At 71.3% G+C, this 25,348-nt stretch carries 19 protein-coding genes; 12 read left to right on the top strand and 7 right to left on the bottom strand.

All coding sequences use genetic code 11. The features are described from left to right. Positions 1–16: 16 nt before the first annotated feature. Entirely contained in the window at positions 17–1,054 is a 1,038-nt protein-coding gene (locus LV75_RS03915) for a transposase domain-containing protein (protein ID WP_253885225.1), read from the bottom strand. A 278-nt stretch (positions 1,055–1,332) separates the two neighbouring features. Between LV75_RS03915 and LV75_RS03910 the strand changes: the two genes are divergently transcribed. Together LV75_RS03910 and LV75_RS03905 are read left to right on the top strand one after the other, a co-directional pair. After that, on the top strand, positions 1,333–1,725 hold the full coding sequence (locus LV75_RS03910) for an SSI family serine proteinase inhibitor (protein WP_253885224.1): 393 nt from the start codon (positions 1,333–1,335) through the stop codon (positions 1,723–1,725). Positions 1,726–2,081: 356 nt separating this feature from the next. Continuing rightward, the gene (locus LV75_RS03905) at positions 2,082–3,410 is read left to right on the top strand and encodes a nitric oxide synthase oxygenase (protein WP_372504130.1); all 1,329 of its coding nucleotides are present in this window, start codon (positions 2,082–2,084) and stop codon (positions 3,408–3,410) included. 825 nt (positions 3,411–4,235) lie between these two features. Here LV75_RS03905 and LV75_RS03900 read toward each other — a convergent pair. After that, positions 4,236–6,080, bottom strand: coding sequence for a beta-propeller domain-containing protein (locus LV75_RS03900; protein ID WP_253885223.1), 1,845 nt, complete (start codon positions 6,078–6,080; stop codon positions 4,236–4,238). Between the two features lie 143 nt (positions 6,081–6,223). Here LV75_RS03900 and LV75_RS03895 point away from each other — a divergent pair, with 143 nt between their 5' ends. Together LV75_RS03895 and LV75_RS03890 are read left to right on the top strand one after the other, a co-directional pair. Next, positions 6,224–6,808, top strand: coding sequence for a DNA-binding protein (locus LV75_RS03895; protein ID WP_253885222.1), 585 nt, complete (start codon positions 6,224–6,226; stop codon positions 6,806–6,808). Between the two features lie 23 nt (positions 6,809–6,831). Then, positions 6,832–7,485, top strand: coding sequence for an RES family NAD+ phosphorylase (locus LV75_RS03890; RefSeq protein WP_253885221.1), 654 nt, complete (start codon positions 6,832–6,834; stop codon positions 7,483–7,485). 196 nt (positions 7,486–7,681) lie between these two features. Here LV75_RS03890 and LV75_RS03885 read toward each other — a convergent pair whose 3' ends face one another. Next, a complete protein-coding gene (locus LV75_RS03885; protein ID WP_253885220.1) occupies positions 7,682–9,706 on the bottom strand; it encodes a S9 family peptidase in 2,025 nt (674 codons plus the stop codon). Between the two features lie 154 nt (positions 9,707–9,860). Continuing rightward, on the bottom strand, positions 9,861–10,928 hold the full coding sequence (locus tag LV75_RS03880) for a TerC family protein (RefSeq protein WP_253885219.1): 1,068 nt from the start codon (positions 10,926–10,928) through the stop codon (positions 9,861–9,863). 359 nt (positions 10,929–11,287) lie between these two features. Here LV75_RS03880 and LV75_RS03875 point away from each other — a divergent pair, with 359 nt between their 5' ends. The 4 genes from LV75_RS03875 to LV75_RS03860 all read left to right on the top strand — a co-directional run bounded on the left by LV75_RS03875 (position 11,288) and on the right by LV75_RS03860 (position 17,595). Continuing rightward, the gene (locus tag LV75_RS03875) at positions 11,288–14,146 is read left to right on the top strand and encodes an alpha/beta fold hydrolase (protein ID WP_253885218.1); all 2,859 of its coding nucleotides are present in this window, start codon (positions 11,288–11,290) and stop codon (positions 14,144–14,146) included. Positions 14,147–14,265: 119 nt separating this feature from the next. Then, positions 14,266–15,147: an ABC transporter permease gene (locus tag LV75_RS03870; protein WP_253885468.1), complete on the top strand. Its 882-nt coding sequence runs from the start codon at positions 14,266–14,268 to the stop codon at positions 15,145–15,147. 156 nt (positions 15,148–15,303) lie between these two features. Then, positions 15,304–16,449 (top strand): nucleoside 2-deoxyribosyltransferase domain-containing protein, encoded by a 1,146-nt coding sequence (locus LV75_RS03865; RefSeq protein WP_253885217.1) that lies wholly within the window; start codon positions 15,304–15,306, stop codon positions 16,447–16,449. 33 nt (positions 16,450–16,482) lie between these two features. Then, the gene (locus LV75_RS03860; RefSeq protein ID WP_253885216.1) at positions 16,483–17,595 is read left to right on the top strand and encodes a J domain-containing protein; all 1,113 of its coding nucleotides are present in this window, start codon (positions 16,483–16,485) and stop codon (positions 17,593–17,595) included. Positions 17,596–17,598: 3 nt separating this feature from the next. Here the strand turns inward: LV75_RS03860 and LV75_RS03855 are convergent, their stop codons facing one another. Further along, entirely contained in the window at positions 17,599–18,381 is a 783-nt protein-coding gene (locus tag LV75_RS03855; RefSeq protein ID WP_253885215.1) for an alpha/beta fold hydrolase, read from the bottom strand. 54 nt (positions 18,382–18,435) lie between these two features. Between LV75_RS03855 and LV75_RS03850 the strand changes: the two genes are divergently transcribed. Together LV75_RS03850 and LV75_RS03845 are read left to right on the top strand one after the other, a co-directional pair. Further along, positions 18,436–18,831, top strand: a complete 396-nt coding sequence (locus tag LV75_RS03850; protein WP_253885214.1) for a MarR family winged helix-turn-helix transcriptional regulator — start codon at positions 18,436–18,438, stop codon at positions 18,829–18,831. A gap of 8 nt (positions 18,832–18,839) precedes the next feature. Next, on the top strand, positions 18,840–19,667 hold the full coding sequence (locus LV75_RS03845) for an ADP-ribosylglycohydrolase family protein (RefSeq protein WP_253885213.1): 828 nt from the start codon (positions 18,840–18,842) through the stop codon (positions 19,665–19,667). A 1,207-nt stretch (positions 19,668–20,874) separates the two neighbouring features. Here LV75_RS03845 and LV75_RS03840 read toward each other — a convergent pair. Continuing rightward, positions 20,875–22,074 (bottom strand): TIR domain-containing protein, encoded by a 1,200-nt coding sequence (locus LV75_RS03840; RefSeq protein ID WP_253885212.1) that lies wholly within the window; start codon positions 22,072–22,074, stop codon positions 20,875–20,877. Between the two features lie 14 nt (positions 22,075–22,088). Beyond that, positions 22,089–23,351 carry a toll/interleukin-1 receptor domain-containing protein gene (locus LV75_RS03835; protein ID WP_253885467.1) on the bottom strand — a complete coding sequence of 421 codons (1,263 nt, stop codon included), beginning with the start codon at positions 23,349–23,351 and terminating at the stop codon, positions 22,089–22,091. A 284-nt stretch (positions 23,352–23,635) separates the two neighbouring features. Here LV75_RS03835 and LV75_RS03830 point away from each other — a divergent pair, with 284 nt between their 5' ends. Both LV75_RS03830 and LV75_RS03825 read left to right on the top strand, forming a co-directional pair. Next, positions 23,636–23,854 carry a hypothetical protein gene (locus LV75_RS03830; RefSeq protein ID WP_253885211.1) on the top strand — a complete coding sequence of 73 codons (219 nt, stop codon included), beginning with the start codon at positions 23,636–23,638 and terminating at the stop codon, positions 23,852–23,854. Then, on the top strand, positions 23,851–24,627 hold the full coding sequence (locus LV75_RS03825; protein WP_253885210.1) for a magnesium and cobalt transport protein CorA: 777 nt from the start codon (positions 23,851–23,853) through the stop codon (positions 24,625–24,627). Before LV75_RS03830 ends, LV75_RS03825 begins: the two co-directional genes overlap by 4 nt. The last annotated feature ends 721 nt before the right edge of the window (positions 24,628–25,348 follow it).

The raw sequence follows: 25,348 nt of genomic DNA, 5'->3' as shown, positions 1-25,348 counted from the left end.
GCGTTCCTCCGCCTCGTTACTGGTGCGTACCGCGCCGGTGCGGCATCCCGAACCCGCCGGTACCGGACAGCGTGCCGCGCAGGGCCGCTTCCTTACGACGCCACGGGTGCACCGCTTGGTACACGCAGAGCATCGCCCACAGCTCCTGGGCGACGCCGTGCGGATCCTGCGAGCGCAGCGCCACCGGCCCGGCCTCCAGCGACTCGAACAGCGACTCGAACCGCCAGCGGGTGCGGTGCAGCGCGGCGAGCTCGGCGGCGGGCGCCTGGTCCGGGTCGAGCAGGGTGGTGACCAATACCGCCTCCGGTGACTGCAGCACCCGCACCGCCAGCGAGTCGGTCACCGGGTCGCCGTCGGCGAGCACCCTGGACAGGAACGACCCGTCCGGCAGCACGTGCAGCCGGGGCAGCGAGATCGGCGCGCGCGCCCGCCAGAGCAGGTCGGCGCCCCGGTCGGCGGCCGCCCGCCACAGGTCGTGCTCGGTGGCCGAGCGGTGCGCCACCACCAGGGTGCCCGGGCTGATCGTGTCCAGCACCCGGCTGCCGAGCTCCTCGCGCGGCGACCCGACCGCGACGTCGAGCAGCGAGCCGGTGTCGTGGCCCGCCAGCACCGAGACCCGCACCTTGGAGTGGTCGAACGCGGCGAGGTTGGCCGCGGTGTCGGGGATGTCGACCACCCCGGCGTCCAACGTGCACACCCGCATGCCGCGCCAGCGGATCGCCTCGGCGCGGTCGGCGGCCGCCCGGCGCAGGAACAGCCTGCGCATCACCTCGGGGCCCAGCCGCTTGCGGGCCTTGGTGATCGACCCGGTGCTCGGCGCCGAGCGGGTGCCGGTGGCGACCCCGGCCCAGCGCATGCCCGCGGTGAGCCTGGCGAGCACCGCGTCGTAGCCCGCGCCGCCGAACAGCCATAAGGCGAGGGTGAAGTAGACCATTGTGCGCGCGGGCAAGGCGCGCGAGCGCTGTTCGCGCGCGCCAGCGGCATCGATGGCGGCGTCGACCTCCTCGGGCGGGAACGCCTTGAGCAGCATGCCGATCGCGACCCGGTCGGACAAACGGTCCCGCGACGCCTTAGCCGCACGTGTAATTCCGCCCACAGAAAGGACCCCTCACCCAAGCCTACTTAAGGAAGTAACGACCAGTCGATCTTGTCGACGAGTGCGGCGACATGAATAGCATCGGCGAGGACCCGAGCGCCAGAGGCCCCGGACCGCGAGACAATTCCGGAAGACCTACCCTCGGAATCGCCCGGTTCGTCGACCTCGGGCCGGGCCACGTTTTCCCTACACCCATTCGGCGGGTTAAGCAGGCCGCCGAGAAGGAGTGATCCGACATGTCCGCAAAGTCCCTCGCCGTCGCGGCCGTGTGCGCCTCGGTGGCCGCACTGGTGCCCGCGACGACCGCCAACGCGACGATAGCCCCGGTCCGCGCCGGGTTCGTACTGACCGTCGACCGCGCGGGTGACCTGCCAAGACTCGCGGTCCTGCAGTGCGCGCCGGACGCGGGCACGGTGGTCGACCCGGTCGCGGCCTGCGCTCAGCTCTCGCAGGTCAACGGCAGATTCGAGCGGCTCAATGTGGTGCCGAACGCGATGTGCACGCTCGAATACGACCCGGTCGTGGTGACCGCGGCGGGCTTGTGGGGTCGTCGGGCCGTGCACTACCGCGCGGTGTTCGGCAACCGCTGCGAGCTGCGCACCGCCACCGGAGCGGTGTTCGGCATCTGAGTACCCGCCACCGGACCGCGCGCACCCGGCCCGGCATTGCGGGGGTGAACCGATGAGTAGTTCACGACGGCTTCCACTAACCGTCATCATTCACCTCATCGGGTGTCACGACATCGAATGAGTAGGGCGAAATAGCCGTATCGGTCCGATCCGGTATTCGCGGAGGTGACCACCGCCACCACGGATCGACCGAATGGCCTTGTCGCCACGGGTTCGGCGGCGCGGCCCGCACGCGGAACGCATTGCGGCCGCGCCGCCGCGCCGACGGTGCCCGATTCTGCCTTATGGCTTTCCCTAGTGACCCGATCGAGTGAGAGTTGCTGGACTCGCCCGAGCGGGCGGGTAGGTTCTGCCGGGTGACCGGTCAGATCTGGGCACCGCCCGCTCCCCTTGGCCACCACCACGCCCCGGCAGCCGGGGCCGCACCCACGGCGATCCCGCCCCCCGCGATCCCGGCGCCCGCGCTCCCCACGCCCCTGGTGGCCCCCGCGGCGGCCGGGGTCGCCGACCTCGACGAGGCCGTGGAGTTCCTGGAGCTGTTCCACGCCGAGAACCCCCAGGCCGGTCCGGCCGCGCCGCGGGTGGCCTGGGTGCGCGCCGAGATCGAGCTCACCGGAACCTACCGGCACACCAGCGCGGAGCTGACCCACGGTGCCCGGGTCGCCTGGCGCAACAGCGCCCGCTGCGTCGGCAGGCTGTACTGGCGCAGCATGCGGGTGCGCGACCTGCGCTCGGTGCGCGCCCCCGCCGAGGTCGCCCGCCAGTGCGCGCGGCACCTGCGGCTGGCCACCAACGGCGGCCGCATCCGCCCGCTGATCACCGTCTTCGCCCAGGACGCCCCCGGTCGCCCGGCGCCGCGGATCTGGAACGAGCAGCTGATCCGCTACGCGGGCCACCCGGCGGACGGGACCGGGCGCGCGCCGGGCGACCCGCGCTACGCCGGGTTCACCGCGGCGGTGACGGCCATGGGCTGGCGACCACCGGCCGAACCGAGCGACTTCGACGTGCTCCCCCTGGTGATCTCCGGCCCCGACGGCCACGCCCGGCTGTTCACGCTGCCCCCGGACGCGGTCACCGAGGTCGAGCTGACCCACCCCGAGCTCCCGTGGTTCGCCGAGCTCGGCCTGCGCTGGCACGCGGTCCCCGCGATCAGCTCGATGCGCCTGCGGATCGGCGGCATCGACTACCCGGCGGCCCCGTTCAACGGCTGGTACCTGGGCACCGAGATCGGCGCCCGCAACCTCGCCGACCACGACCGCTACAACCTGCTCCCCACCCTGGCCGACCGCCTGGGCCTGGACACCACCCGCGAGACCTCGCTATGGCGCGACCGGGCGCTCGTCGAGCTCAACATCGCGGTCCTGCACTCCTACGCCGCGGCGGGCGTCACCATCAGCGACCACCACACCGAAGCCGCCCGGTTCATGATGCACCTGGACCAAGAGGCCAAAGCGGGCCGCAAATGCCCAGCCGACTGGAGCTGGATCGTGCCGCCCATGTCGGGCTCGCAAACCCCGCTGTTCCACCGCTACTACGACACGGATCCCCTCCGGCCAGAGTTCATCGCCGATGATTACGCGACGGAGGCGGCACTGAACGGCACGCCGCCGCCGCAGCCGGGGCATGTGGATGCGGGACCGCCGTTGTGGTCGTACCTGCGGGGGACTGGGTCGGCGATCAGCTGACACCAGCCCGTCTTCGGCCCGGGGTCGGCCTCGTCGCCTGGCGGCGAGCTCGGCGACCCGGGCGGACGGCCTCGTTGCCTAGCGGCAACCTCGGCCACCGGGATCGGACGGCCTCGTCGCCTGGCGGCGACCTCGGCGCCCGATCCGCGACAATGCGAAAAGCTCGATGCGGTGGACCTGTTTTGCTCGGGGCCCCTACGACACCCGACGCAGAACCGCAAAGCAGGGGCCCAAAAGACTGGCCCTGCCGCGCGGAAACGCTACGGGTGCCGTCCCCCCACACAAAACAGGTCCACCCCATCGAGCACCTGGCACCAGCGACTCCGACTGTCCACGCGCTGAGCAGGCGGGCTGAGGCGGACCTGACGGCGGGCGAGCTGGCACCGACGGGTCCGAGTGTCCAGGACTAAGTGACTGGGTTGAGGCAGATCTGACAGGCGCTGGGGTGGCACCGCTGCTTCCGCAGTGTCCAGGGGCTGGCGCTGTGGGTTGGGGCGAGCCTGACGGGGAGCGGTCCGAGAGTCCAGGGGCTGGCTGGGTGGGCTGGCGGGTGAGTTGTCCACAACGTGTTCCGTTGTCCACAGGCCCTGATCGCTGCCCCAGTTCTGTCGGGATCCGTCAATAGGCTGTATATCGGGGGCTCTTGCGGCAGATGATCTTGCGCGGGGTGGGGTAGAGCCAGCGAGTTCCGGGTGTCCAAGGGCTGGCGCCGGGCAGTGCTGTGGTGGTCTGGTGGGTGGTCGGACTTCCGCAGGTCCGAACACCCACCAGACCACTTCCCTGGTCCGCGCCACACCCCTGCCGCGTGGCGCCGACCGGGAGCTCTTATCCGAACGGCACCCAGGCGAGCTGGTTCGCAGTCTCGAGGTTGACCGCTTGTAGGCCCGCCGCTGAGACGGTCCAGAGGGCGTCGCCTGCGACCAGGGTGCGGCGGATGCGGCTGTCCACCCGGGATGGTTCGGGGTGCCGCAGGGTCGCGAGCTCGGTCAGCTGATCACCGACGAGGCGCAGGACCAGGACGGCGCCGGAGCCGCGGGCGGTGTCGACCGGGATGGCGATCAGGTCGCGGTCGGCCCAGTACAGGAACGCGTGCGGGTCGAACTCGGCCTCGGAGCTCGCGCCGGGCAGGTGGTGCTGGGCGATCCGGCGGGCGGGTGCGCTCGTGGTGTCGAACAGCGAGACCTGGGTACCGGTCGCGCGGCCTTGGGTGGTGGCCTCTTGGCCTACGCCGAGTAGGCGACCGTCGTCGAGGGGGTGAAGGTAGGCGGAGTAGCCGGTGATCTTCAGTTCGCCGGTCACCCTCGGGTGGGCTGGGTCGGCCAGGTCGAGGGTGTACAGCGGGTCGGTGCGGCGGAAGGTGACCACGTACGCCGTGTCGCCCAGGTAGCGGACGGACTGGATGGCCTCGCCGACACCGAGGCCGCCGATGTGGCCGGTCCTGGTGAAGCCGCGGTCGCGGCGGGTGAGGACGGTGACCGAGCTCGCCTGTCCGGCCGTGGTCGCCACCCGCAGGTTGCCGCGGTGTTCCGACAGCGCGTACTGGTTGACCAGCGAGCCGTCCACGGTCCCGGACGCCAGGTAGACGGGCGTGCCCGGTGCGCTGATGTCGAACTGGTGGATGTCGGTGTGGACGTCGGCGGTGCGACCGCGCGGGGTGGGCATGTTCCCCGTGCGCGACCACTGGTCGTCGGCGATGTAGAGGCTGGTCGCGGTGCCGTAGACGGTGTCGCCGTCCGCCGCGATGGACACCGCGTCGCCGGTGCCGAGGTCGGCGCGCAGGTCGATGGTGTACACGGTGAGCGCCGCGGTCCCGGTGTAGCCGGAGGGCCTGCTCATCGCCCGGCAGTCGAGCTGCTTCACCTCGCGGTGGCCGTTGGCGTCCAGGGTCGCGCGGGGCAGCCACTGCTCCAGCGGCGCCTCCTCGATGATCTCCCGGTTGCGCTCCAGCGCCGCGGTCGGGTCCGCCGGGACGGGGAACCGCAGCCGCGGCTGCGAGCGGGACACGATCCGGGCGACCGAGCCGACCTGGCGGCCGTCGAGGTAGGAGCCGTCCACGGTGAGGGTGCCCGCGACGCGCGCGCCGCCGCCCGCGAGGTCGACCAGCACCAACGAGGTGGTCATGTCGTTGCCGCTCGGCGAGTCCCGGTCGACGGCCTCGAACTTCGGCACCGCCACCAGCGCCCGGTCGCGGTCGAGCAGCAGCGCGGTCGCCTGCCCGCCGGGCAACTCCAGGCTGGCGGTGAGCGCGCGGGTGGCCGTGTCGACGACCCGCAGCGTGCCGTCGGCGACCGTGACGATCCGGGCGCCGTCGGTCTTGACCAGGTCCGGTTCGTCGGCGTCGGCCTCGTGGTTGTTGGTCCCCGAGTGCTGCGCGGGCGCGGCCGCGGCGCGCTCGGCCTTGGCGTCGCCCGCCGCGGGCGCTGGCATCGGCCCGGAGTCGAGGATCCGCACGTCGTCGAGGCCCCAGGCGGTCACCTTCTTCTTCGCGGCCCGCTTCAAGTCCGCCTCGACGTCCGCGCAGGAGTCGTAGGCCACCAACCGCACCCCACCGGTGTACGGCACGTCGTTGTCCGCCGCCGGGGGCGTCGCGTCCCCCGACCAGAAGATCCCCCCGGCGACACATGCTCCCGCCACCACCACGGCTCCCACCGTGAGCCATTGCCGTCTCATACCCGGATGACGTAGTAGTCGGTGCCATCCGTTGCACTACAGTGGGACAACCGTCGGTGTTTGACCGTGTGCGGTGCGTGGTGATCCAGGTGAGTTTTCCCACAAAGGCGCACGAACCCGCACATCCGGGATACTCTAGGCGCATGACGGTCGCGTTGGAGCACGTGCTCGCGAAGGCGGGCCTGAGGGTCAACCCGGTGGAGTTCCTCGAGCTGGTGGAGGAGGCCGCCCGGCGGCTGTCCCCGGCCAACCCGGACCCGGCCGACTACTTCTCCCCGGACCAGCGCGACGCGCTGACCGAGGTCGGCCTGGACCTGACCCCCCGGCGCGGCGACGAGGTCGACTCGCGGGCCCGCGCGGTGGCCGCCCAGGCCGTGCTGCGCGACTCGGCGCTGACCGTCGCCGACGCCGCGGACGCCGTCGGCGTGGACACCAGCCGCATCCGGCACCGGCTCGCCGCCGGTCGGCTCGCGGGCTGGAAGGACCGGGGCGGGTGGCGGTTGCCCGCCTGGCAGTTCGCGCCCGCCGGGGTGCTGCCCGGCCTGGAGGCCGTGCTCGCCGCGGTGCCCGACGACCAGCCGCCGCTGGTGGTGGCCGCGTTCATGACCAGTCCCCAGCCGGACCTGCGCGTCGACGACCAGCCAGCCACGCCCCGGCAGTGGCTGCTCGCGGGTGGTTCCCCCGCGCGGGTGGCGGCGTTGGCCTCGATGCTGGGCACCCCGGCCTGAGCTGAGAAGGTCCGCGTCCAGAGATGTCCCGGCTCCCCCAGCCGCCAGCCGCAGCCGACTTGAAGACACTGTTGCGCGTCGACGAGGACGTGGTGGCGCTGCACGGCGGCACCCACCTGGTCCGCGTGTTCGCCGCGGCGGGCGCGCACCGCCAGCGGTGGAACTCCTTCCGCTACACCGGTCCGCTGCCGCACGCCCGCTTCGACCCGCAGCCGCTGGGTCCCGACGGCGGTCCCGCGACCGCGCCGGGGCACGGCGTGCTCTACTTCGGACTGAGCGTGCGCACCAGCATCGCCGAGGTGTACCAGCAGACCTCGGTGGTCGACCGCACCACCCGCAAACCGCACATGGTGGTGTTCCGGCCGCGGCGCACCCTGCGCCTGCTCGACCTGTGCGGCCTGTGGCCGACCAGGGCGGGCGCGTCGCAGGAGTTGAGCACCGGCAGCAAATCGGTGACCCAGGCCTGGGCGCGGGCGATCCGCCAGGCGCACCCCGACCTCGACGGGGTCTGGTACCGGTCCTCGATGGACAGCGGCGAACCGGCGGTGTGCCTGTGGGACCCGCCGGGCAGTGGCGTATTACCGCGAACCCCGGATGTCCTGCTGCCCTTGGACTACCCCGGCTTGGATCTTCCCCTGGCCAGGGTGTGCGAGGAATTGAATTACACCTTGCTTTAGATTCGGTGTTTACCGACCCGCAGGGACGAACCGGCGAAATGGGTCCGAAGTCTTCGGCGGTCGGTTCTTCAGCGCATTCCGGCCACCGGGCATTCCGGCCACCGGCGAGCACACGGTTCGCAGCCGGTGGGCGAACGCCCTCGCCCACCGGCTGCGAACGGCCCGAGGTCCTACGCCGTCCCCGGGCCGCACCTGCTCACAGGTGCCGTGACCACCACCGCAATACCTCGCGGAAACGTTGCTCGCGGTGGCGGGGCTTGCCGGAGCGGGTCAGCTCGTGACCCTCGCCGGGGAACAGGATCAGCTCGGCGTCGACACCGTTGCGGCGCAACGCCACGTACATCCGCTGCGCCTGCTCCACCGGGCAGCGCCAGTCGTGTTCGGAGTGGACGACCGCGAACGGCAGCGTGATCCGGTGCGCGTGCGTCAGCGGGCTCCTGGCCAGCAGTTGCGCCGGGTCGGTGCCGCAGTAGGCCTCGGCGAACCACCAGCCGATGTCCGAGGTGCCGACGAAGGACTCCCACGAGTTGACCGCGCGCTCGCTCCACGCGGCGCGGAAGCGGTGCCCGTGGTGGGCGGCCAGCCAGCCCGCCATCCAGCCGCCGTAGGAGCCGCCCATGACGCCGACGTCGGCGGGGTCCACGTCCGGCCGCTCCAGGGCTGCGTCGAGGACCGACAGCACGTCGTCCACGTCGACGGTGCCCATGGCGCCGATGATGGACCGGCCGTGCGCCTCGCCGTAGCCCGCGGACCCGCGCGGGTTCGGCAGCACGACCGCGTATCCGGCCGCGGCGTAGACCTGGGCCTCGTCGTAGAAACCCCAGCCGTGGTACATGAACGGGCCGCCGTGCACCGACAGCAGGACCGGGTGCGGGCCCTCGCCCTCGGGCAGCACGACCCACCCGTGGGTGGCGTAGCCGTCCGGCGCGACGCCCTTGACCTCGATCGGCTGGCGCAGACCGCGGGCGCGCAACCGGGCGGAGAAGTCGGTGAGGCGGCGGGTGGTCTCGTCCTCGACGAGCACCACCTCGCCCGGCGCGTCCCATGTGGACACCGTGCAGACGATCCGGTCGCCGTCGGCGGCGAAGCCCTTGACCGCGGCCTGCTCGCCTGCGACCAGGGGCAGCTCCGCGAGCGCGGCCCCGTCAGCACCCAGCGGGACCCTGCGCAGTTCGACCGCGCCCCGGTTGCGCACGGCCACCAGCAATCCGGAGTCGGTGACCACCGGCCGACCGGCCGCGATCTCCGCGTCCACGGTCTCCGGGTCGGTCAACCGGTGCGGTCGACCGGGTGCGCCGTCGAGCACGAGCGGGACCGTCCACAGGCCGACGTTGCGCGCGACGCAATGGGTGTCGGGGAAATCGTCGCCGAGGAAGGCGACCGTGCCGTCGGCGAGCGCGACCGGGTGCTCCACGGTGCCCGCGCTGCGCGCGACGAGGACGGGCGCACCGCCGTCAGCGGGGATCGCGTACAGGTCGGTGTTGAGCGTGTCCACCACGCCCCAGTCGCGGCGGGCGCGCACGAGCACGTGCGCGCCGTCCGGCGTCCACGTCGGGTGCTCCGGGGTGCCGTACCCCTCGGTGAGCTGCCGGGCATTCGCCGTATTGGCCGCACCGGCGCCCACCGCGTCCGTATCCGCCGCGCCAAAGTCCGCGGTGTTGATGCTGACCGCACCGATGTCCGCAGTGTTGATGTCCACAGTGAACAGCTGGAGTGGACGGTCGCCCAGGAAGCCGATGTCGTCGAACCGGTACTCCAGACGGGTGATCACCCGGGGCGCCTCGGCTGCGGCGTCCGGAGCAGTGCCCGGCGGCTGGTCGCCGACCGCGACGCCGTAGCGGCCGGGCTCGGGAACCCGCGCCACGAAAGCGATCCGCCGGGAATCCGGCGCCCACACCGGGGCGCCGACGCCGAGCGGCAGGTCGGTGAGCTGGCGCGCCTCACCGCCGTCGACCGGGATGACGTGCAGTTGTGCCGGGGAACCGGCTTTCGCGCTGCGCAGGAACGCGACCTGGCTGCCGTCCGGCGAGATCGCCGGTGCCCAGTCGCGGTGGCCGCGGGTGAACTCGCGCACCGCACCGCCCGCCAGCCCCACCCGGTACAGACCACCCGGGTAGGAGTTGGTACTCAGGTCCGGGGTGGCGAGACCGACCAGCAGCAGGTCCCCGCGGAGGGCGGGCGCACCAGGCGCCGCCGCCAGTTCGATGTCCTCTGGGCGCACGCGACGACCGTACCCGAGGTTACGTTAAACCCAGGACCCCTCGATTATTACCACTCGTCCACAGAAAAGCGGACGTGCATGGTTCGCACGTCCGCTTTTCGGCTTCACCCGCACCCCGGCGGGGTTGTTCGTCGACCCCGGTTCGACGCCCGGTTCAGCGCCGGTGGTCGACCGGTTCACCCGTTTCGGTGGCGGATTCCCCGGCGGGTGATTCCGCGACCGGGGAATCGGCGGCTGCGGCGGTGATCCCCCGCGCATCGTCGCGCTTGGACTTGAGCAGGCTGGCGATGGTCGTGATGACCAGGACGCCGACGATGACCGCGAGCGAGACCACGATGTTGGGCACCGGGACCGGCAGCGGCTCGCCGCCGTTGAGGAACGGCAGCGAGTTGGTGTGCAGCGCCTCGAGCACCAGCTTCACGCCGATGAAGGCGAGGATCACCGCGAGGCCGATCGACAGGTACACCAGCTTCTTGAGCAGGCCGCCGAGCAGGAAGTAGAGCTGGCGAAGACCCATCAGCGCGAAGGCGTTGGCGCTGAAGACCAGGAACGGCTCCTTGGTCAGCCCGAAGATGGCCGGGATGGAGTCCACAGCGAACAGCAGGTCGGCGGTGCCGATGGCGATCATCACGATGAACATCGGGGTGACGAAGCGCTTGCCGTCGATGCGCACGAAGGAGTTCGCGCCGTGGTAGGTGTCGGTCACCGGGAACAGCTTGCGGGCGACCCTGGTGAGCGCGTTCTCCTCGTATTCCTCGTCCTCGCCCAGGCCCTGCCGGGACAGGTTCCACGCGGTGTAGATGAGGAAGGCGCCGAAGAGGTAGAAGACCCAGCTGAACTTCGCGATCGCGACCGCGCCGACGGCGATGAACGCGCCGCGCATCACCAGCGCGAGCACGATGCCGATCAGCAGCACCTTGTGCTGGTGGATCCGCGGCACCTTGAACGCGGACATGATGATGAGGAAGATGAAGAGGTTGTCCACCGAGAGCGAGTACTCGGTGATGTACCCGGCGAAGAACTCCCCGGCGTACGTGCCGCCCGAGAGCGCCCAGATGGCGCCGCCGAAGGCGATGGCGCACCCGATGTAGAAGGCCACCCAGCGGCCCGCCTCACCGACGGTGACCTCGTGCGGCTTGCGGTCCACGATGAACAAGTCGATCGCGAGCAGCACGAGCAGCCCGCCGATCGTGGCGAACCAAGCCCAGGTGGGGACGACCATGAAAACAAACCTCCGGTGTACGGGCGCGCGCCGACAACCGGAGGTCTCTTCCGCCGCAACTGCTCCGGCCACCGGTCCCGGGACGCGAGGTCCGTGCTGACGACACCGGTGCGAAGGAATACTCCCCTCCGACACATTCGGTGTCCGATTCTTCCCTGTCCAGGCCCGGCACACCAGTCGAGGTGCTGCGCCGCGGTGGTCGGGTTGGTCACAACCACCGGGGCCACGGGACTCCCGTTCACCGCCGGTTGCCGGGACAGCCTGCCCTGACCAGCCCGGATGCGGAAGCCCTGTCACCCGGAGGTGATCGCCGCGCGGCCCTGGGAGCACTCTCAGGAAGAGTCCAATAAGTTCGGTCCGTGCCCTCTTTTCCCCGGCCACGGCCCCGCCAGGTCGCCGCAGCGCTGGTCGTCGTCGCGGTGGCGGCCGCCGGTGTGGTGTGGCTGAACTCCGGTTCCGACACCCCGCCGGTCACCACCCGTGACGCCGAGCTGACGCTGCAGAGCGGTCCCGACCGCGCCGACCCCATCCGGATCGACACCACGCTGTACCTGCCGCAGCGCACCCCCGCGCCCGCGGTGCTGGTCGCGCACGGCTTCGGCGGCAGCAAGGACAGCGTGGACTCCGACGCCAGGGAACTGGCCCAGCGCGGGTTCGTCGCGCTGGCCTGGTCGGCGCGCGGGTTCGGCCGCAGCGAGGGGCAGATCGGGCTCAACGACCCGGACTACGAGGTCAACGACGCGCGGGCGCTGGTGGACTGGCTGGCCACGCTGCCGGAGGTGACCAAGGACGCGCCCGACGACCCGAAGGTGGGCGTGACCGGCGGGTCCTACGGCGGCGCCTTGTCGCTGCTGCTCGCCGGGGCGGACAAGCGGGTGGACGCGCTGGCACCGGTGATCACCTACAACGACCTGGGGCAGGCTCTGCTGCCGAACTCCGCGGGCCGCGCGGAGACCACGGCCGCGGCCAACCCGTTCAGCGCGGACGGGGTGTTCAAGCGTTCCTGGGCGGGGATCTTCTTCGCCGCGGGCATGGGGGCCGCCGGGTTGGCGAACCCGACCGGGGACGCGACCGAGCCGGGGACCGAGGACAACGGCTCGGCGACGGCGGCGGTCCCGGCGCAGACGCAGGACCTGCCCACCGGTGGGGGTTCCGGTGACCGGCAGCGCGAGGGCACCGGCGACCCGTGCGGCCGGTTCACCGCCGCGGTCTGCAAGGCCTACGCGCAGGTCGCCACGACGGGGCGGGCCGACCAGGCGACCACCGACCTGCTGCGCCGGGTGTCGCCGGTGTCGGTGACCAGCCGGATCACCCAGCCGACGATGGTCGTGCAGGGCGAGCAGGACACGCTGTTCGGCCTCGACCAGGCGGACGCGACGGCGCGGCAGGTCAGCGCGGCGGGCGCCCCGGTGAAGGTGGTCTGGTACACCGGCGGCCACGACGGCGGCAAGCCGGGACCGGAGCTGCGCGGGGAGATCGCGGACTGGTTCGACTTCCACCTGCGCGGGCAGGGCACCGACCCGGGGACCGGGTTCGAGTACGCCGTGCAGGGCGCGCTGCGGGCCCAGGGCGCGCCCTCGGTGCGCACGGTCAGCGCGGGCGCCTACCCGGGCATCGGCGGTGCCCCGGCGGCGGAGCGGCGCGAGATCGCGGTGTCCGGCCAGGAGCAGACGGTGGTGAACCCGCCGGGCGGGAACCCGGCGTCGATCAGCTCCATGCCGGGGTTGGGTTCGGTGCTGGGCAGTTCGTCGCGGTTGGCCGGGCGGATCTCGGTTGACCTGCCCGGGCAGGCGGCGCGGTTCCGCAGCGAGCCGATGACCTCGCAGTTGTTGATCGCTGGGGCGAGCACGGTCGGGATCCGGGTGGCCAGCGCACGTGGCGGCGCCCCGGATGGCGCGGTGCTGTTCGCGAAGCTCTACGACGTCGGCCCGGACGGGGTGCGGACCCTGCCGGGGTCGGCCGTGTCCGCGCTGCGCACTCCCCCGCTGCCCGCCGACGGCACCGCGGTGGAGGTGTCGGTGGCGCTGCCCGCGATCGTGCGGCCGATCGAGGCCGACCACCGGGTCGAGTTGGTCGTGTCGACCACCGACCAGGCTTACGCGACGCCCGCCGAGGCCGCCGCGTACCGCGTCTCGTTGGCGCCGGGCGGGGAACTGGCGGTCCCGGTGGTGTCCGGGTCGCGGTCGAGCACGGCACCGCCCGCCGGGCCGCTGATCGGCATCGCCGTGGTGCTGGGCATCGTGGCGCTCGCCGTGGTGTGGGGCGTGCTGCGCCGTCGGCGCGCCGATGACGTCGACCCGGAACTGGCGGACGTGCCGCTGGTGATCGACGGGTTGTCGAAGTCGTACCCGGGTGGGCTCAAGGCGGTGAACTCGCTGTCGTTCCGGGTGGGCAGCGGCCAGGTGCTCGGCCTGCTCGGCCCCAACGGCGCGGGCAAGACGACCACGCTGCGGATGCTGATGGGCCTGATCACCCCGACCGACGGCTCGATCAGGGTGTTCGGCCACAAGATCCACCCCGGCGCGCCGGTGCTGTCGCGGATCGGCTCGTTCGTCGAGGGCGCGGGTTTCCTGCCGCACCTGTCCGGCAGGGCGAACCTGGAGCTGTACTGGTCGGCCACCGGGCGACCGGCCGAGCACGCGCACTTCGCCGAGGCGCTGGAGATCGCCGGGCTCGGGTCGGCGGTGGAGCGCAAGGTCCGCACCTACAGCCAGGGCATGCGCCAGCGGCTGGCGATCGCGCAGGCGATGCTGGGCTTCCCGGACCTGATGGTGCTCGACGAGCCGACCAACGGGCTCGACCCGCCGCAGATCCACCAGATGCGCGAGGTGCTGCGCCGCTACGCCAAGACCGGCCGCACGGTGGTGGTGTCGAGCCACCTGCTGGCCGAGGTCGAGCAGGCGTGCGACCACGTCGTGGTCATGCACAAGGGCAGGTTGGTCGCGGCGGGCGCGGTGGAGGACATCGTGGCTGGCGGCGGCGAGGCGACGTTCCGGGTGGACGATCCCGCCGCGGCGGCGGAGGCGTTGCGCGGGGTCACCGGCGTGAACGCGGTGACGGTCGAAGGGGATCTCGTGCACGCGGACCTGGACGGTCTGCCCCGGTCGGCGGCGTTGACGGCACTGGTGCGCGCGGGGGTCGCGGTCGAGCAGGCGGGCCCCCGGCGGCGCCTGGAAGACGCGTTCCTGCAGTTGGTCGGAGAGGAGTCCTCGGCGTGAGCGGCGACAACGGGCACAGGCCCACCGAGAGCGCTGGCAAGGGCGCTGCGGGCAAGGGCGCGGGTGCGGTGGTGGAGAACGTGAGCACCGTGCACACCGACCCAGCGGCGATCGACGAGATGGTGGACGCGGCGTCGCACGAGCACGTCGGGTTCGGGCCGGACGGGGCGGTCGACGGGTTCCGGCAGGGGCGGACGCTGCCGTTGCGGGTGGAGTTGGCCCGGCAGTTGCGGCGGCGCAGGACGCAGTTGCTGCTGGGGTTCCTGGTGCTGCTGCCGTTCATCCTGTGGGCGGCGTTCGAGTTCGGCACCAGCGACAGCGGCAGGCGCTCCGGCGGGTTCGTCGACCTGGCGACCGCGAGCGCGCCGAACTTCGTGGTGTTCGTGCTGTTCGCGGCCGGGAGCTTCCTGCTGCCGATGATCGTGGCGCTGTTCTTCGGCGACACGGTGGCCTCGGAGGCGTCCTGGTCGAGCCTGAAGTACCTGCTGGCGATGCCGATCCCGCGCGGGCGGCTGCTGCGGCAGAAGGCGTTGACCTCGGGGCTGCTGTCGCTGTTCGCGTTGGCGTTGCTGCCCGCGGTCGCGCTGCTGGTCGGGGTGGTGTTCTACGGCGCGGGTGAGGCGGTGAGCCCGACCGGGGACGCGATCGCGTTCTCCGACTCGCTGCTGGCGATGGTGTTCGCGGTGGTCTACATCGCGGTGAACCTGCTGTGGGTGGCCGGGTTGGCGATGTTCCTGTCGGTGACCACCGACGCCCCGCTAGGCGCGGTGGGCGGCACGGTGCTGGTGGCGATCCTGTCGCAGATCCTGGACCAGATCACCGCGCTGGAGGGGATCCGCGACTACCTGCCGACGCACTTCGCGTTCGCCTGGTCGGACCTGATCTCCACCGACATCGACTGGTCGAACATGACCCAGGGCGCGTTCTCGGCGGTGGCCTACGCCGCGGTGTTCGGCCTGCTGGCGGCCCGCCGGTTCCGGACCAAGGACATCACCAGCTAGTGGCTCGACTCAGGGCGTTGGCCGTGTATCGGCGTGGCGGGAACGTGCTCGTACTCGGGCCCCTCCGGCCGCCGGGCACGTCGAGACGTGGCCGACGTTCTGGGTCGAGCCACTAGGCTCGCACCCAGGTCGTGGCGGGGGAATGTGGGCAGGGGCATGGTGGAGCGGGTCGTAGTGGTGCGCGCGGGCGAAGAACCGCCCGCGGTGTGGTCGGCGAGTGTGTTCCTCGCGGGACCCACGCCGAGGTCGCCGGAGGTGCCGTCGTGGCGGCCGGGGGCGGTCGCGGAGATCGAGGCGCGGTGGTCGGGGCCGGGCACGCTGGTGGTGTTCGTTCCGGAGCCCGCGGGCGGGGTGTGGCCGGACTACGCCGAGCAGCGGGCGTGGGAGTTGCGCTGGGGCGACCGGTGCGACGTGGTGCTGTTCTGGATCCCGCGCGGTCCAGGGATGCCCGCGTTGACGACGAACGACGAGTTCGGCCGGTGGAAGGACAGCGGGCGGGTGGTCTTGGGCACCCCGCCCGAGGCGGAAAGCGTGCGCTACCAACGCGGTTACGCGGCGGACAACGGGATCCCGACGGCGGACACGTTGCCCGGCACGATCGACCTCGCGCTGGCCGAGCTGTCCGACGGTGCCGAGCGCGAGGGCGGCAAGAGGTTCATCCCGCTGCGGTTGTGGCGGACGGAGGGCTTCCGCCGGTGGATCGTGACGGTCGAGCGCTCGGGCAACGATCTCGTTGACGCGTCGCAGGTCTGGGTGTTCCCCACGACCGGTCCCGTGGTGTTCTGGGCCTTGCGGGTGTCGATGTGGGTGGCCTCCGAGGACCGCCTCAAGGTCGGCGAGGTGGTGCTCTCGCGGCCGGACCTGGCCTCCGTGGTGGCCTACCTGCCGGGCGAGACCGCGCACGACACCGAGGTGGTGCTGGTCCGCGAGTTCCGGCCCGCCGCGCGGACGGTGGACGGGTTCGTGTTGGAGCTCCCGGGCGGTTCGCACTCGTCGGTCCTGGAGCCGGTGACGCTGGCGGCCCTGGAGTTCGGCGAGGAGACCGGGCTGGTGGTGGCCGCCGACCGGCTGGTGGCCCACACGTCCCGCCAGCTGGCGGCGACGATGACCACGCACCGGCAGGCGATGTTCTCGGTGCGGCTGAGCGCGGCCGAGATGGCCGGGTTGCGCTCCGCGGGCCCGGTCGTCGACGGCACCGAGGTCACCTACCCGGTGGTGTGGCGGGTCGGCGACCTGTTCGCCGACGGGCGCGCGGACTGGACGACGCTGGGTGCGGTGGCCGAGGTGCTGCTCGGAAGTTGATCATCTGATCCGCTACCGTTGTCCGGCCGCAGGATGTCCGACCGCCCGGGGAGGGGTGCCACGCTGGACGAGGTCGACTACTACGAGCTGCTCGGGGTCCGCAGGGACGCCTCGGCCGGGGAGGTCAAGTCCGCGTACCGCGCCCTGGCCAAGGTCATGCACCCCGACGCCGGTGGTACCGCGGGGACGTTCCGGCTGCTGAAGTCGGCGTACGAGACCCTGTCCGACTCGCGCAGGCGCGCCGAGTACGACCGGGGCATCGCCGCTCCGGCCACCACTCCCCCACCGGCACCCCGGCCCAGGCGGCGGATGTACCGGGACGAACCGGCGTACGTGCCCCCCGCTGTGGACGTGCCGCCGTCGACGCTGCCGTGGTGGCACCTGACAAAGCACCAACCGCGTATCGGGTATGTCCGCACTCCGGGGCACGCTCCGGCGGCGGGGATGGTGTTGGCGGGTGCGGTGTTGGCGGTGCCACTGGTGCTACCGGGCTGGATGCCACCGTTCTTGCTGGTGTGCTGGTTGACTTTGATAGCAGCCGCCATCGCTGTGGCCGTGCGCCTGGCGCGGTTGTACGCGGCGGCGTTGAGGGCTCAGCGGGCGGCGCAGGCGGAGTTCGGTGAGCGCACGGTTTTCGGTGTCGCGGACGCCGAGCCGGTCGGCGAGCGGTTGACGGCGGACTTGTTGGTGAACTACCTGGCCCGGTTACCCGGCGCGCGGGTGTTCCACGGGTTGTCCCAACCAGGATCGGTATTCGCCGATGTGGAGCACGCCGTGCTGTGTGGGCACCGCTTGGTGCTGATCGAGTCGAAACTGTGGCTGCCCGGCCATTACGAAGTCGATGACGACGGGTCGTTGTGGCGCAACGGACATCCGTTCCGCGGTGGTTCGAGCGGGTTGTTCGAGGCGGTCGCGGCGTTCGCCGAACACCTGCCTGGGGTTGATGTCCGGGGCGTGGTCTTGGTGTACCCCAGTCGATCCGGTGATGTCACCACTGACGAGACCCCCGGCCTCGGCGTCTCGGCGATGACCCCAGTCGGCTTCGTGCGGGAGGTCGGCAGTTGGCTCGCGGGCGATTGCGCCGTGGTGGACCACCACGTGCTGCGCGCTGTTCGGGCCAGGGTGGTCCGCGAACCCGCCGCTTAGTCCTTAGAGGACCTCGACCAGGCTCGCCGCGAACGCGGTGGGGCGGGTGACGGGGCCGACGTGATCGCCAGCGACCTCGACGAACCGCGTGTCGAGCGCGGCGGCCAGCGCTTGGGCGCAGTGGTACGGGAAAGCGGCTTTCGACTTCGCGCCACCGAGGACGACGACGCGGTCGGCGTTGGGGCGCACCGCGTCCAGGTCCAGCCGGTAGTTGTGGGCGGCGGGCGCGTCGCGGGTCTGGAAGAAGCGCTGGTTCGCGAAGTCCTGTTCGGTGGGGCGGCCGATCTCGACGCCGGGCTCGGTGTCGGTGTGGTCGATGGCCAGCGCGCGGGAGACTTCGCGCCAGTGCGGACCGGGCTGCTCCAGCAGGGCTTGCACGGCGCGCGCCCGGCTCTCCTTCTCCGGCGTGAGCAGGTGCGGCAACGGCGGCTCGTGCGCGACGAGCACGCGCACCCGCTCGGGGTGGCGGACGAGCAGGTCGAGGGCGATGATCGCGCCGAGGCTGCTGCCGAACACCGCCGCGGGCCCGTCGCCGAGGGCCTCGAGGACGCGCGCCGCGTCGTCGGCGTGCGTGGCGATCCCCGGGTACTGCTCGGTGTCGACCAGGGTGCTGCGGGAGAGGCCGCGCCGGTCGAAGGTGACCACAGTGTACTGATCGGACAGCCGAGAAGCCAAGTGGGACAACGTGTCCGCGTCGCCACCGCCGCCGGGGAGGAGCAACAGCAGCGGGCCGCTGCCGGAAACCTGGTAGTGCACGGTGGCGCCAGGGGCGTCTATGGCGGGCATGGTCGAACGATAAACCATCTGCCGAGATGCATCAAGGCTGATACGATCGTGGCCGTGGACGGGGTGGAACTGTTCCGCTTGGGGCGGACGCTGACGCGGCTCGGGGAGAAGGCGATCCCACCAGCGGGGTTCCACGACCTGCCGGTGCGGGTCCGGTCGGTGCTGGTGGACGTGTTCGAGCACCCGGACAGCCCCATCCAGGACATCACCGCCCGCACGGGCCTGCCGCAGAGCCACGTCTCGGCCTCGGTCGCCCGCCTGCGCGAGGTCGGCGTGCTGACCACCACCCAAGACCCCGCCGACCGCCGCCGCACCCTGGTGCGCCGCGCCGAGGGCATGCCCGTCCAGGTGCACGCGCCCATCGAGGCGGCCATCACCGAGGCGGTCGGCCCCGAGCGGGCCGGAGAAGCCATCGCCGCACTGGAAACCCTGGCGCGGCTGTTCACTTAGGAGAGACAGTGCTCGTCGAATTGGCCGTGGGCGACGCCTACGGCGCGGGGTTCGAATACGCCCCCGCAGACTTCGTGGCCGCCCACAACGACGGCGCCACCTACCGCCAACACCCCCGGCACGCCGACATCAAACCCGGCCAGTACACCGACGACACCCAGATGACCCTGGCCATCGCCGAACTCATGGCCGACGGTGCACAGTGGACACCCCTGGAACTGGCCAACCGCTTCGTCGACGTCTTCCACCGCGACCCGCGCGCGGGCTACGCCGCGGGCTTCCACGCCCTGCTGTCCGAAGTGCACACAGGAGCGGAACTGCTGTCCCGCTTGCGCCCCACCTCCGACAAGAGCGGCGCCGCCATGCGGGCCACCCCCATCGGCCTCCTCCCCACCACCCCCGACGTCCTGCACCACGCCGAACTCCAGGCCAAGATCACCCACAACACCCCGTCCGGCATAGCCTCAGCCCAAGCCGCCGCCCTCGCCGTCCACTACTGCGACCGCGACCTGGGCCCCTTGTCCGGTGTTGGCACCTGGATCAGCACGATCTTGACCGACGACTGGTCCACCCCCTGGACCGGCAAAGTCGGCTCCCAAGGCCGAATGAGCGTCCGCGCCGCCCTCACCGCCCTGGCATCAACCACCTCCCTGTCCAGCCTCCTCCACACCACCACCTCCTACACCGGCGACGTCGACACAGTAGCCACGATCGCCCTAGCCGCAGCCTCCCGCACCCTCCCCAACGACCTCCCACCCTCCCTTGTGGACGGCCTGGAAAACGGCCCCTACGGCCGCGACTACCTCATCGCCCTGGAATCCCGCCTACTCCCCTGACCTCCCCACCCAGCCCTCCCACCCTGACGGCCTTACCCCCTGGCCACTCACCCACAGCGGTACCCTCCAGCCCGCCGAGCCAGCCCAGCCCAGCCCAGCCCCTGAACACTCGGACACGCCAGTGCCACCCCAGCTTCCGTCAGCTCCGGCCCTAACCCACCTAGTCAGCCCATGAACCCTCAAAGATCCGGTGCCAGGCCAGCCCACCGAGCCAGCCCTGCCAACCCAGCCCCCGGACACTCGGACCCTGCGGTGCCAGCCCCCGCCCGTCAGGTCCGCCCCAACCCACAGTGCCAGCCCCTGGACGCTCGGACCTAGCAGTGCCAGCCCCCGTCAGGTCCGCCCCAGCCCACCTGATCAGCCCCTGGACACTCAGACCCGGCGGTGCCAGCCCAGCCCGCCCTCGTCAGCCCACCTACCCAGCCCCTGGACAGTCGGACCCAGCGGTGCCATCTCGCCTTCCGTCAGGTCCGCCCCGGCCCGCCTGCCCAGCCCTGGACACTCAGACCCGGCGGTGCCAGCCCAGCCCGCTCTCGGCTGCCCTGCCAACTCAGCGCATGGACAGTCGGATCCGTCGGTGCCAACTCGGCTGCCGTCAGGTCCGCCCCAGCCCACCTTCCCAGCGCCTGGACAGTCGGACTCGCTGGTGCCAAATGCTCGATGGGGTGGACCTGTTTTGTGTGGGGGGACGGCAGCCGTAGCGTCGTTCGCGGCAGGGCCATGCTTTTCGGCCCCTGCTGTGCGGTTCTGCCACGGGTGTCGTAGGGGCACCGCGCAAAACAGGTCCACCCCATCGAGCAAAGCTCGAAAATCGCGGATCAGATGCAATGCCGAAGGCGAGCCGTTCACCGGAGCCGAAGGCGGAGGCCCGAAGTTCTTGCCCCGCACTCCCAACCCCGTCCTACGTCAAGATCAACCTGATCGAAAGCCCCCAAATACACAGCCTACCTCGCAGCACCGACACAACGGCAGCAGCGAACGGCGCCTGTGGACAGCGGAAGACGTTGTGGACAAGCACAACCAGCCCCACAAGATCATCTGCCACAAGAACCCCCGATATACAGCCTACCGAGGAAGCCCGACAAACCAGCAGCAGCAACCAGAGCCTGTGGACAGCCAGAGGCATTGTGGACAACCACCACCGGCAACCAACCAGCACCGCACGCAGCCACCACCGCAACCAGTCACCACCGCAGCAGACAACCCACTACCGCCGCGACTGGCACACCATCCACTTCCCCGACTCCTCCACCATCGGATAAGTCCGCCGATCCGTCGACGTGGTCACCGAGTCCGTCGCCAAGATCGTGAACGTAGGCGGATCAGCGTTCTCGTCCACCGATTCCAGCGTGAACCGCGCGTCCGGGCGCAGGAACAGCTCCGGCGCCCGGGCCCGGTCCTGCTCGCACGTCAACTGCCCCAACGCGGTCCTGTCGGCGATGTTCACCGCGTCGACGAACTCGCGGGCGGTGCTGGTCGGGTCGGAGGAGGTGGGGTCGAACAGCAGGTAGCCCGCGACGACGACCGCGGCCACGATGACGCCGCCGCCGCCGATCAGCAGGAGGCGGGTTCGTTCTTGGGATCCCACGCCCGCTTTCTTCTGCACCTGGCGGGGCGCGGACGCGGGGCGGGGCCGGGCAGGCGTGGGATCACCGGACCAAGTGGCCTCCGGTGGTGGTACCCGGCGCTCGTTGAACTCGCGGTTCTCGTGGCGCACCAGGGTGGTCCACGCCTGACCGTCCCAGTAGCGCTTCTCCACCCGCCGCTCCGGGTCGGGTTGCCAGCCGGGGGCGAGGACCTTCTCGACCTCGGCGGCCAGCGGCGCGGGCAGGTCGGTGCGCGCGCGCATCCGCACGAGCAGCCCCCACACCGCAGCGCGCTCGTGCTCGTCGCGCAGCCGTAATCGGAGTTGGCGCAGCAGTTCGCGCAGCTCGGCCGGCTCCAGGCTCGGCTCGTCGAGGCGCTGGCGGATCGGCTCGAGGTAGGGCACGGCGGGGTCGGGCGGCAGCGGGTCGGGCAGCGGCGGCGCGGCGGGCAGGGCCAACAACGCGCCACGCAGCTTGGGCACCCGCTCGCTGATCTCCATGCCCGCCGGGGTGAACACCGGGGCGGTCTCGGCGTCGGCGGGCAGCGCGGTCGCGGTGGCGACGACGATCAGGACCGGGCGGCGCAGGGCGCGGGCGTAGCGCAGGGTGGCCAGGCACCCCGGGGAGCGCACGGCGGCCGGTGAGGAGACCAGGATGAACACGTCGCAGCGCTGCACGCGCTGCAAAACGCCCTCCCACCAGCGCGACCCGACCGGTTCCCCCCGGTCGAGGGAGACCTGGCGACCCAGCTGGGCCAGGTCGGCGCGCAGACCAGCGGCGACGTCGCGATCGGACGGCGCGTGGCTGACGAACACCTGCATGTCACACTCCGCGGTCAGCGACCCGACAGCGCGCGGCTGATGTCGCACACCTTCCACGCGCCGTTCTCGTCGACGAGTGGAATACGCAACCGCACCGAGGTTGCTCCTACGGTGCGTGTCGCGAGGACGGTGAAACGGGGGTCGGACCCGCTTACATCGACACTTTCGAGGGTAACGTTAGCCGCGTCAAGGAACGCTGTGTATAGGTGGGCGTTCTTCTCGCGGTCCGAGCCGCACACGTAGGACTGCATGGCGTTCTCGTCGCGGGTGTTGACCGCGTCGACGAACCCGCGGGCCATCCTGGTCGCGGCCTGCTCGTCGGGTCCGCCGGTGAGCAGCGTGACCGCGGCGGTGATCCCGCCGCCGAGCAGCACGGCGGTGACCGCGCCCAGGATCAGCAGCTTCTGCCGGGGGCTGCGCGGGCGGCGCAGCTTGTGCTTGATCCGCTTCGGTTCCCGCCGCGCCTGCGCCTGCTCGGGCTCCGGGGTGACCACCGGGACCGGCCCGGTCGAGGACGGCAGGTGCTGGTGCAGCCGGGGCGGGGTGTTGCGGTCGTTGAACTCCTTGCCGTTCTGCCAGACCAGCGTCGTCCAGCTCTGGCCGTCCCAGTAGCGGGCCTCGAAGTTCTCCCGCGGGTCGGGCTGCCAGCCCGGCGCCAGGATCTCCTCGACGGTGTCGGCGACCCCGCGGCTGAGCTCGGGCCGGTCGCGCAGCCGCACCAGCAGGTCCCAGACCTCGGCGCGCTCGTCGGCCAGCGCCATCCGCTCGCGCAGCTGACCGAGCAGCTCGATCTGGTCGCGCTCGTCGAGCTTCGGCGCGTCGATGCGCGCCAGGTAGGCGTTGAGGTAGGAGGTGGGGATCTCGGGCTCCTGGGGCAGTCGGGCCGGGAGCGCGCGGGCGGCAGGCATGGCGCTGAGCGCCTTGCGCAGCCGGATCACGGTCTCCTCGGTCCGGTTCACGTAGTCGACCGGCGACTCCAGGCCATCGGGGATCGCGCCCCGGTCAACGGGCCGCACCAGCACCGGCAGGATCGGCCTGCGCAGCGCCTTGGCGTAGCGCAGTTCGGCCAGGCACGCCTTGGAGCGCAGCGAGTCGGGCGAGACCGCGAAGATGAACACGACGCAGCCGCGCACGTGGCTCAGGACGTCGTCCCACCAGTCCTGACCGCCGTGGCTCTCGCGGTCGAACCACACGCGGTTGCCGAACCGCTCGAAGTCGGCGCGCAGGGTGGTGATCGACGCTTGGTCCCGGCGGGCGTAGCTGATGAATACGTGCATCCTCACGTCTCACGTTCACAGGCAGTAATTCTTGGGTGCACGCACGTTATGTGGGGGATCGAGCCAACGACAGGGACCAATGGCCCTGGCGCGGGGCCCGCGGTAGCCAGGAGTACCGGAAAGATCGCAGGCCGGAGGCAGTGACCCCGGTTCGTCGGTGAGTCACCCGATGATCTTGTAAGCGGTCCGGGGTTGACCGGTCCAGCCATCGCGATGTGATGGGATGCACTCACCCTGCGTGTTCGACTTGGCCGATCCCGCGCACCCGGGCAGGCTGGTCGACTGTGCCGGACGAACCCCGAGCCGCCCTGCGAGCGCAGTTCCGCGGCCCCCTGCCCGCCGCGGTGGAGGCCCTCCCCGCCGACGCCGCCCTCGACCTGGCCGACGCGATGCGCACCGCCCGCCGCCGCCAGGGCGAGCACCTGGTGTCGGCGACCGAGGACTCGCTGGCCCAACTCCCCCGCGTCCTGCGCCCCCTGGTCCGCAAGGCGATCGGCCTATGAGCCGCCCCGAGATCGCCAAACTGGCCCGCCTCCTCGGCGAACCGGTGTCCCGCTTCGACTACCTGGTGGGACTGTCCGCGGAGGACATCCGCGCCATCCGCACCAGGGCGACGGAAGTCCTCTTCGGAGGAAACAAAGCCCTCTTCGACCGCATAGCCCTAGCCAGCCGCCTGGTCCCCGCCGCCCTGACGGCCGCCATCGCGCAACGCACCTTCGGCCCCCTGCTCAGCGCCCGTGTCGCAAGCGCCCTGGACCCCACCCGCGCGATAGACCTCGTATCCCGCCTACCGGTGACCTTCCTAGCCGACGTAGCCGCCGAACTGGACCCCCGCCGAATCGCCCCGGTACTGGCGGTCCTCCCCGTGGACAAGGTCATCCAGGTAGGCACCGAACTAGCCAACCGCCAAGACCACATAACCATGGGCCGCTTCGTCGGCGACCTACCCGCGCCCACCCTGCGCGCCTTGGTCACCTCCCTGGACGAGGAGTCCCTCCTCCACACCGCCATCTACACGGACAACCCCGCCCGCCTACCAGACTTGTTCGCCCTGATCCCGGACACCCGCCTCCCGGCCGTGGCCACAACAATCGCCTCCACCGCTCTCATCGACGACCTACTCCCCCTCCTAACCCACCTGGACCACCCCAGCCAATCCCGCCTGGCAACCGCCCTCCGAGACCTACCCCCCACACAACGCCACCACCTATCAGACGTCGCCCAAGCCCTCGGCGTACTCGAGTCCCTAGGCCCCATCGGCTCCGCCCTGGCCTAGCCCCCCCAAGCGGCGCCAACCCACACCGCAGACCACTCGACACCCCAGACCAGCGGTGCCACCCAGCCCCAGCCCAATCCACCCAGCCGACCACTGAACACTCAGCCCCAGCGATACCAACTGGACTTCCGCCAGGTCCGCCCCCCACCAAAGCAGCCCATCCACGCTCGGACCCGGCGGCGCCAGCCCAGCACCCGGACACTGGAAATCGCTGGCTCCACCCCATCCCGCGCAAGATCATCTGCCGCAAGAGCCCCCGATATACAGCCTATTGAGAGATCCCGACAGAACCGCGCCAGCGATCAGGGCCTGTGGACAACAGAACACGTTGTGGACAACCCACCCGCCAGCCCACCAACCCAGCCCTCTGCACACTCGGACCCGGCGATGCCATCCCAGCTGCCGTCGGGTCCGCCCCACCCCACCTACTCAGCACCTGGACACTCGGACCTGGCGGTGCCATCCCAGCCCGCTCTCGTCGGCCCTGCCGACCCAGCACCTGGACACTCGGACCCGCCGGGGCCAACTGGCCCCCCGTCAGGTCCGCCCCAACCCACCTACCCAGCACCTGGACAGTCGGACTCGCTGGTGCCAAATGCTCGATGGGGTGGACCTGTTTTGTGTGGGGGGACGGCACCCGTAGCGTTTCCGCGCGGCAGGGCCTGCTTTTGGGCCCCTGCTTTGCGGTTCTGCGTCGGGTGTCGTAGGGGCCCCGCGCAAA

It is taken from the genome of Actinokineospora diospyrosa (assembly GCF_024171925.1).
In the GTDB taxonomy this organism is placed as follows: Bacteria; Actinomycetota; Actinomycetes; order Mycobacteriales; family Pseudonocardiaceae; genus Actinokineospora; species Actinokineospora diospyrosa.
Note: the sequence above shows the minus strand (reverse complement) of the source record. Positions and strands in the feature narration are given on the sequence as shown.

What these genes read in the sequence shown, in the direction of transcription:
- LV75_RS03840 (WP_253885212.1), bottom strand. Translation starts at nt 22,074, where the DNA reads ATGCAGGTGTTCGTCAGCCACGCGCCGTCCGATCGCGACGTCGCCGCT.
- LV75_RS03835 (WP_253885467.1), bottom strand. Translation starts at nt 23,351, where the DNA reads ATGCACGTATTCATCAGCTACGCCCGCCGGGACCAAGCGTCGATCACC.
- LV75_RS03910 (WP_253885224.1), top strand. Translation starts at nt 1,333, where the DNA reads ATGTCCGCAAAGTCCCTCGCCGTCGCGGCCGTGTGCGCCTCGGTGGCC.
- LV75_RS03825 (WP_253885210.1), top strand. Translation starts at nt 23,851, where the DNA reads ATGAGCCGCCCCGAGATCGCCAAACTGGCCCGCCTCCTCGGCGAACCG.
- LV75_RS03855 (WP_253885215.1), bottom strand. Translation starts at nt 18,381, where the DNA reads ATGCCCGCCATAGACGCCCCTGGCGCCACCGTGCACTACCAGGTTTCC.
- LV75_RS03865 (WP_253885217.1), top strand. Translation starts at nt 15,304, where the DNA reads ATGGTGGAGCGGGTCGTAGTGGTGCGCGCGGGCGAAGAACCGCCCGCG.
- LV75_RS03870 (WP_253885468.1), top strand. Translation starts at nt 14,266, where the DNA reads ATGGTGGACGCGGCGTCGCACGAGCACGTCGGGTTCGGGCCGGACGGG.
- LV75_RS03860 (WP_253885216.1), top strand. Translation starts at nt 16,483, where the DNA reads ATGTCCGACCGCCCGGGGAGGGGTGCCACGCTGGACGAGGTCGACTAC.
- LV75_RS03880 (WP_253885219.1), bottom strand. Translation starts at nt 10,928, where the DNA reads ATGGTCGTCCCCACCTGGGCTTGGTTCGCCACGATCGGCGGGCTGCTC.
- LV75_RS03900 (WP_253885223.1), bottom strand. Translation starts at nt 6,080, where the DNA reads ATGAGACGGCAATGGCTCACGGTGGGAGCCGTGGTGGTGGCGGGAGCA.
- LV75_RS03890 (WP_253885221.1), top strand. Translation starts at nt 6,832, where the DNA reads ATGTCCCGGCTCCCCCAGCCGCCAGCCGCAGCCGACTTGAAGACACTG.
- LV75_RS03895 (WP_253885222.1), top strand. Translation starts at nt 6,224, where the DNA reads ATGACGGTCGCGTTGGAGCACGTGCTCGCGAAGGCGGGCCTGAGGGTC.